General features: G+C 67.4%; 5 protein-coding genes. 1 reads left to right on the top strand and 4 read right to left on the bottom strand.

Annotated elements, in window-relative coordinates; all coding sequences use genetic code 11:
- Positions 1 to 291 precede the first annotated feature (291 nt).
- The gene (locus tag K228_RS0123805; RefSeq protein WP_025620631.1) at positions 292 to 1,611 is read left to right on the top strand and encodes a GNAT family N-acetyltransferase; all 1,320 of its coding nucleotides are present in this window, start codon (positions 292 to 294) and stop codon (positions 1,609 to 1,611) included.
- Between the two features lie 262 nt (positions 1,612 to 1,873).
- Here K228_RS0123805 and K228_RS0123800 read toward each other — a convergent pair whose 3' ends face one another.
- From K228_RS0123800 to K228_RS0123785, 4 genes are all read right to left on the bottom strand, one after another.
- Entirely contained in the window at positions 1,874 to 2,518 is a 645-nt protein-coding gene (locus K228_RS0123800) for a DUF4360 domain-containing protein (RefSeq protein WP_025620630.1), read from the bottom strand.
- 321 nt (positions 2,519 to 2,839) lie between these two features.
- Positions 2,840 to 3,349, bottom strand: a complete 510-nt coding sequence (locus K228_RS27900; RefSeq protein WP_245603581.1) for a DedA family protein — start codon at positions 3,347 to 3,349, stop codon at positions 2,840 to 2,842.
- A 348-nt stretch (positions 3,350 to 3,697) separates the two neighbouring features.
- A complete protein-coding gene (locus K228_RS0123790) occupies positions 3,698 to 4,459 on the bottom strand; it encodes an alpha/beta hydrolase family protein (protein ID WP_025620629.1) in 762 nt (253 codons plus the stop codon).
- Between the two features lie 126 nt (positions 4,460 to 4,585).
- Complete coding sequence (locus K228_RS0123785; RefSeq protein ID WP_033777350.1) at positions 4,586 to 5,263, bottom strand: class I SAM-dependent methyltransferase; 678 nt, start codon at positions 5,261 to 5,263, stop codon at positions 4,586 to 4,588.
- Between the last annotated feature and the right edge of the window lie 402 nt (positions 5,264 to 5,665).

The following is a 5,665-nucleotide window of genomic DNA, read 5'->3' as shown; positions in this document are numbered from 1 at the left end:
CAGTGGGAGACCCAGGCCGCCGACCTCGTCGCCGAGCACTGGACCAGCTGACCCACCCACCGCAGCAGCCACCAACAACCCCCACCCACAGACCTAACCCACAAAGGGGGAAAGAAGCTGTTGGCCGGCACCCGAAACCGGGTGCCGGCCAACAGTCGTCTCGCTGCCGCACGATGATCGTCCGGGGATTCGGAGCAATCTCGTACAACGGTCTTCTGAGCGGCCCGACGTGTGTGGAGTCACTTCCCCGGGAGCGACCGCGAGCGACCAGCTGACGGTAGAACGTAAGGCATGAGTAGCCGAGGGGATCATTACAGGATTCGGCGCGGTCGCGAGTCGGACGTCGATCAGCTCGCCCGCCTGCAGGCGACCGTTCAACTGCAGGCGGCAACCGGCGGAGAGCCGCACGCGGGGATCACCGCATGGGTCCACGATCTGCTGAGCGGGCATCCTTCGGTCACACCCGACGACTTCCTGGTCGTAGAGGACACCACCACCACCACCGGCCGGCTGGCGGCCAGTTTGGTCGGTCTTCGTCAGGAGTGGATCCTGGCCGGGATTCGGCTGCCGTTGATTCAGGCCGAGTTGGTGGGCACGGCACCGGAGCATCGCGGCAACCAGCTCACCGAACGGCTACTCGCCGCGCTGCACAATCGCTGCGCGACCGATCGCGTGCCACTCCAGATCGTCGAAGGGATTCCCCACTTCTACCGTCGGTTTGGCTACGACTATGCGCTGGCCCACGGCGGTGCACCGACCGTGCCCGCCACCGCCCTACCGGACGCCTACCAGGGCCCCTGGACCGTCCGCCCCGCCACCGCGGCCGACGCGGACGCCCTCGCCCGCCTCGACCGACGGCAGGTGGACGGGGATGCTCTGGTCTGCCCACGCGACGCCGCCGCCTGGCGGTACGAGATCGTGGGCCGCCGGACAGAGGCTATCGTCCGCCGTGAGGTCGCCGTACTGCGGCGCGGCGAACAGGTCCAGGGATATCTGGTGCACGGCACCGCGCTCTCCGCGGCGGGAGAACTGACCGTGCTCGCCGCGACCTGCGAGCCTGCCGGGCGCTGGCCGGAGGCCGCCGCCGCGACGTACGCCTATCTCGGCCGGGTCGGTCGGCGCTACGCCACGACGGCCCAGCGCCCGTTCCACGCAGTGCGTCCGCTGCTCGATCCGGGCCACCTCCTGGCCCGGGTCGGGCCCACCGGAATACCAACGCGTCCCAGAGCCTGGTACGCCCGAACCGGAGACCCGGTCGAGTTGCTCGCCCGCCTCGCCCCGCTGCTGCGCAGCCGCTGGCAGTCAGCCGATCTATGTTGGCCCGAGTCCACGCTCGTGATTGACACCTACACCGCGAGCGCGCACCTCGAGTTCGATGACGGTGAACTAAAGGCGGTGACGGCGAGACGGAGCACAATCGGTCCGAGCTCCGACGCGAGCAACCATGCCGCTATTCCGCCGGGTGCCCTGCTGCACCTCATCGTTGGTTACCGCACCCTGCCCGAGGTGCTCGATGCCTGGCCGGACGCCGCCGTGCGCGACGGCCTCACCAAGCGGTTCCTGACAGCCGCGTTCCCGCGCGTACCGGTGCGGGTCTGGCCGTGGAATTGACGGGCCGCGATCGTGAGCCGCGCCGGTTGGGTCGTTGCTGTTCGGAGAGCCGCCACGTCGGCGACCTCGACACCATCCAATGACACAACGGGCACGGGGTGGCGTTCCTCGCCGCGATCGCCGCCACGCCCGCTGCTGTCGGAAGTCACCCAAGCGTGGGGGCGAGAGCGGCACGTTGTTTCTACGAAAGGTCGGTGACGGTCGTAGGCGCGAGCCCACCGGCTGGGCGTTAATGACGCTCAGCCGGTGGGCTCGTCCTGTCTTACGGGCAGGTCCTCCAGGCCAAGTTGTAGGTGGTGGAGATGGCTCCGTCGGTCGAGTCCATCGTCATGAAGCTCGTTGTGGTGCTGGTGTCCGAGGTGCCGGCGAGCGCCCAGAGCTCCGTGTTGATGTTGAAGTTGCGGAACTCGCCGCACGGGTGCCAGACCAGAGAGGCGACGTCCGTGATGTCGGTGGCCTGCCAGTTGTCCATCATCGGACCGGCGAAGGTGTGGGTCGAGTAGGCCGTGGGTGACATTCCCTGGAAGTAGTAGTTTGCCCGCTCCACGCCGGACGCCCCGTCCGCTAGGGCGGCGAATCCGCGGTAGTCGGCCTGGGCCACCGCATAGGTGAAGCCCTGCGGGACGTGAACCCGTAGGTTGAGCTGGCAGTTGCGGCGCCAGTCGGTCGGCCCTGCCCCGACCCCGACCTGAGCGATGAATGCGCTGTAGGTGACCGTGAATGCGGTGTTGTCGGCCGACATGGCGATGGCGGCAGTGCCGGCCGGGCAGCCAGAGCCATTGACAGTTACCAGATCGATGACGATCTGACCTGGGGGTGGGGTTGCGGGCTCAGGGAAGTCCACCACCGGGTTCGTGGGAGCCAGCAGGGAGAGGATCATGCCTCCGGTTGCGAGCCAACTGAACATGAGAATCCTTCCTGTACGCCTCGGTGTGTGAGCGGCGGTACCGGCTGGCACTGGACCGTCCGGGACTTGAGAGGAAGACAGGTTCCGTGCAGAAGGGCGGTGGTGGAGAGGGCTTGGCGGGCCAGCCGGACCGCGCACATGAGGATATGGGCCCCCTCGGCGAGGAACTAGCGCCACATCAGTGACCATTGCCCAATTAATGCAGATTGATGTCCTGGCGCGTCCGCTCGCCGCCGTGCCATCCGACAATACGAGAGGTCGGACGCTATGTCGCTGCCGTGCTGGTAAAGCAAATTCGACCGATAGATTCCTCATAGCATGTTACGAAATGATACATACTTTCATCACGGCTTGCCGCTTGACACGGCCGGTGGCTAACTCGGGGGTCTTCTCAGCCGCGCACGCCACCAGTGCGAGGACGGCCAGGACCACCAGGGTCGCCGTACCCATGTTGCCGATCACCGTCTCGATGCGTTCCACCGAGGCACCGGCCAGCGCGCCGGCGAACACGTACAGCGCCGACCACATGTAGGCCCCGGCCAGGGTGGCGGGAGGGAAGTGCGGGTAGGGCGCCCTCGCCATCCCGGCGGTGGCCGGAGTGAGGGTGCGGACGATGGGCAGTAGCCGGGTCAGAAACACCGCCCACGCGCCGTAGCGTTGCAGTGCCTCCATCGCGCGGTCCCAGTTCGCGGCGCTGATCCTGCGGCCGGGGTAGGTGTCGCGCAGGCGCTGGCCATACCGGCGGCCGAGGAGGTAGCCGATGTGGTCGCCGGCGGAGTTCGCCACGCCGACGACCAGGAAGAGGGAGACGAGGGCGACCGGACTGTCCATCGCGGCACCGAGCACCAGGACGACGGTCTTCCCCGGGACGACGAAACCGACGCCCAGCCCGATTCGGCGGTGCCGAACGCGGCGGCGGCCAAGAGCACCGCCGGCGTCGGCAGCTCCGCGAGGGTGTCCAGGACGCCAGCGATCCACGACATTGGTTGACTTACTCCAGGTTGATCAGTTCAACAGGGGTGCTGTCACGTCTCGTGCTCGAGCGTGCCGTGTCCCATTCGCCCCATAGGCGCAGAGCCAGGGCTGGGCCGGCGGGGTGGGAAGGAGGGGTGCATCCTGTTGCCGCCGCCAGGGCTCCGGCTGCGACCAGGCTGATTCGTTGCAGACGCATGGCTCGGCCTACGCAGCCAACTGCTCGCGGAAGAAGGTGACGGCCGCGCTGGCGAGGCGGGTGCGGATCCGATCCGCCTCCGGTATGTCCCGCACGAACACGTAGTGGCCAGCCGACGGGTCGGCGCAGTGCTCGGTCGCGCCCGGAATCAAGGAAGCGTAGTGCAGTGCGTTGGTCTCGGCCGGGGTCTGGTCGTCCTCGCCGGTCCACCAGATCGACACGGGCGTCGTGATGCCCCGCAGGCTGGTGGAGGTGAGTAGTTGGCCCTGCGCCGGGCAGATGAGAAAGCCTGCGGTCACTCGGCGGTCGGCGTAGTCGTCGCCGGATTCGTCGATCCACGCGGCGATGTCATCGGCACCGACTCGGTCGGTCAGTTCGTCGATCAGCGTCGGGTATTCCGGCGGTGGCGCCACCGCCGCTCGTCCGGTGGCGATAGCGCCGAACATGTCGGCGTTGATTCGTGCGCCAAGCACCGCGGCGGCGGTGTAGCCGCCGAGCGAGAAGCCGGCGACGCCAACGGGACCGCCATCGGCGAGGTGGTCCAGTGCGACCGAAAGGTCCTGGGGGCGGTCCCACCAACGCGCGAAGCCTTCGGCGTGGTAGCCGCTACGGTAGTTGTTGCCGTGATGGTCGACGCCGATCACCCGCAGGCCGGCTGTGGCCAGCGGCTCGGCCAGCCAGGACAGGTCGAGTGCGCAACCGCCGGTTCCGTGCGAGAGCAGAACAGTGCCACTGGTCGTCGTGGTGGCTGCCGACCACACATAGGTCACGACTGGCCGTGGACCATCCGTCCCCCAGGCTTCTCGTCGGGGGTCTGTCAGCACGCGGACGTCCGGTGAGGCCATGCCGAAACTATGGCAGGGGTCCGCAACGCCCGGTTCGCTGCTCCGGGCGAGCTATCGGTGGGCGACGTCGGAGGGCCTGGTGGACAGCAGCAGCTGGGTAGCCCGGGCCGGGCGGCCGTTCATGGTGTGCACGGAGACCTCGCGGGTGGCGACCCGATCGAAGTCGACGAACAAGTCGATCAGCCAGTCCATTGTGTGGTGCCGGCACACCGCCCCGTCGTCGGTTTCGAACACCCCATAGCTGCCGTACGTCGCGGCGAACTGCTGATACCGAGAATGATTACGCCGGTCCGCCTGCAGGCACAGGTCACTGAGGTAGAGGAGCCCACCGGGCCGCAGAACCCGGCGTAGCTCTGCCTCCAGCTTCCGCTGCCCGGCGTCGCCCGGCACGCACGTCAGTACCGCGAACAGCAGCACCACGTCAACGCTGCCGTCCGGATTGTCCAGCCGGGGCGGAGCGTCAAGAACCGTGAACCGTGCCCCCGGCTGCTGCGCACGTGCGCGGGCGACGAGACTGGGAGCGACATCCACCCCCTCGACATTGTCGAAACCCCACTCGGTGAGCTGACCCGTCAGCCGTCCATATCCGCACCCGTAGTCGAGGATGTGCGCCTGGCGATCGACGCCCTCCAGCCATGAAGGCTCAACCGGGTGCCCGAAGGTCTTCGACGTCCCCGTGGAGTTCCAGTACCCCAGTTGGTTGTCCAGATCCACCATGGTGATGAGCATTCCACCGAGCGCAATGGACGTTCAAGCCCCGCGCAACCTCAAGCTGATGCGAGGGCACCCGCCACAACTGTGGCGCCGCCTGTGGGGCCACGGCCCCGGCGTTGTTCCGGCTTGAGGTGTTCTGTCCGTGTTGATGACCGGTCGGGCGGGAGTTGTGGGACGAGCGCGACTCTGATGATCTTTCGGGTGTCTACGCCTTAAGATCGTTTCGGGAGTCGCGCTCGTGTTGTCATCTTCTCTGATCGACCCTGTTGTTGACCACCTCGCTGATCTGGCGTTGTGGGAGGCTGAACTCGCTGCGGCCCCGGACGGTGTCGATCCGTTGTCGGCGGTGTCGTCGCTGATGCGGCGGTTGCGGCAGGTGCCGGACCCGCGTCGGCTACGGGGGTTGCGGCATCCGCT

Source organism: Salinispora cortesiana (assembly GCF_000484695.1).
Lineage (GTDB): Bacteria > Actinomycetota > Actinomycetes > Mycobacteriales > Micromonosporaceae > Micromonospora > Micromonospora cortesiana.
This window is presented reverse-complemented; position numbering and strand designations above follow the sequence as displayed.

What these genes read in the sequence shown, in the direction of transcription:
- K228_RS0123800 (WP_025620630.1), bottom strand. Translation starts at nt 2,518, where the DNA reads ATGTTCAGTTGGCTCGCAACCGGAGGCATGATCCTCTCCCTGCTGGCT.
- K228_RS0123805 (WP_025620631.1), top strand. Translation starts at nt 292, where the DNA reads ATGAGTAGCCGAGGGGATCATTACAGGATTCGGCGCGGTCGCGAGTCG.
- K228_RS27900 (WP_245603581.1), bottom strand. Translation starts at nt 3,349, where the DNA reads ATGGACAGTCCGGTCGCCCTCGTCTCCCTCTTCCTGGTCGTCGGCGTG.
- K228_RS0123785 (WP_033777350.1), bottom strand. Translation starts at nt 5,263, where the DNA reads ATGCTCATCACCATGGTGGATCTGGACAACCAACTGGGGTACTGGAAC.